This is a genomic window from Streptomyces sp. NPDC048415 (assembly GCF_040651675.1).
Lineage (GTDB): Bacteria > Actinomycetota > Actinomycetes > Streptomycetales > Streptomycetaceae > Streptomyces.
In genome coordinates, this window is record NZ_JBEZKJ010000221.1 from 1 (window position 1) to 1,718 (window position 1,718).

Below are 1,718 nucleotides of genomic sequence, written 5' to 3' on the forward strand. Positions count from 1 at the left end.
TACTCACCCGAGAGACTCTCTCAGGCTTTCCTCCGGGCGCTTCCCTTCGGTCTTGCGTTTCCGACTCTATCAGACTCTTTCGTGTCCGATTCCCTCGGCGCTTTCCAGGTTTCCGCTTTCGCGTTCCCCTTTCCGGCGGTTCCGACTCTATCAGATCCTTTCGGGCCTGATTCCCAGTCAGCGGGACTTGTCTTCGCGGCTGTTGGGCCGTTCCGACGAGTGAGACTTTAGCGGATTCCTGGCTCCCGAGCTAATCGGGGTGGCGCCCTTTCGAACGCGGATTCCTCATTTCGCAAACACGCATGAAAACGAGCCGACGACGAGTCGTCGATCGTTGTGTGGTGGTGCGGAATGGCTGTCCGGGGACCGACCGGAGTCGGCGCTCACGTCGGACAACTCGGAGAACACTACGTACGGGGTCGGGGCGTGTCAACTCCACTCCGGTACACCCCCTGGAGGCGTACTCTCGGGCGCATGACGACACATACGTGCACCCAGGAGTGGTGGGCCGCCTGAGGCGGCCGTACTCACGTATGTACTCAACGGCCGCCGCCTCGGCGGCCGTTTCTGTATCTCCCTCCTGGAGAGCCGGCCGGCGGGCGCGGCGGCCTCGACCAGGAGGTGGAGAGATGACGCGGATCTTCAGCGGGGTCAAGCCGACCGGGCATCTGACGCTGGGCAACTACTTGGGTGCCGTACGGCGGTGGGCCGATGTCGATCAGCACCGGGCTGATGCCCTGTTCTGCATCGTCGACCTGCACGCGCTGACGGTGGACCACGATCCCGGGCGGGTGCGCAGGCTCAGTAGGCAGGCGGCGACGCTGTTGCTGGCGTCGGGGCTCGATCCGGAGCTGTGCACCGTGTTCGTACAGAGTCATGTGGATGAGCACGCGCGGCTGTCGTATCTGCTGGAGTGCGTCGCGACCGACGGCGAGATGCGGCGGATGATCCAGTACAAGGAGAAGGCCGCGCGGGAGCGGGAGCGGGGCGGGAGTGTGCGGCTGTCCTTGCTGACGTACCCCGTGCTGATGGCGGCGGACATTCTGGCCTACGGGACCGATGAGGTGCCGGTGGGCGAGGACCAGACGCAGCATGTGGAGCTGACGCGGGATCTCGCGGTGCGGTTCAACCAGCGGTACGGGCACACGTTCGTGGTGCCTCGGGCCACCCAGCCGAAGGTCGCGGCGCGGGTCATGAATCTGCAGGAGCGATGTCGAAGATGGGGAAGAGCGATGACGTCGGGCCCGGCGTCGTCTATCTGCTCGACGAGCCGGACGTCGTGCGGAAGAAGATCATGCGGGCCGTCACGGACAGCGGGCAGGTCGTGGAGTACGACCGGGAGGCGCGGCCCGGGGTCTCGAATCTGCTGGAGATCCTCGCCGCGTGTGAGGGTGGGAACCCTGAGGCCTTGAGCGGTGTATATGAGTCGTACGGCGCTTTGAAGAAGGACACCGCCGAGGCCGTGGTCGAACTCCTCAGGCCCGTACAGGAGAGGCACAAGCAGTTGTGCGCGGATCCCGCATATGTGGGCGGGGTGTTGCGGCGCGGTGCGGAGAAGGCCAGAGAGATGGCGCGGCCGACGGTGGACGCGGCGTACAGGGCGATCGGTTTGCTGGCGGCTGACTAGTGTCCTGCGCCAGAGATCCGTCGGCAGAGGCGGGCGAGGGAGTCGAGGATTTCTTCGGCTGTTTTGGTCCAGATGAACGGCTTGGGGTCTT

At 65.0% G+C, this 1,718-nt stretch carries 1 pseudogene; it reads left to right on the forward strand.

The window, feature by feature from the left end:
- The first annotated feature begins 629 nt into the window (after positions 1-629).
- A pseudogene (trpS, locus tag AB0D27_RS45445) lies at positions 630-1,627 on the forward strand (tryptophan--tRNA ligase).
- The last annotated feature ends 91 nt before the right edge of the window (positions 1,628-1,718 follow it).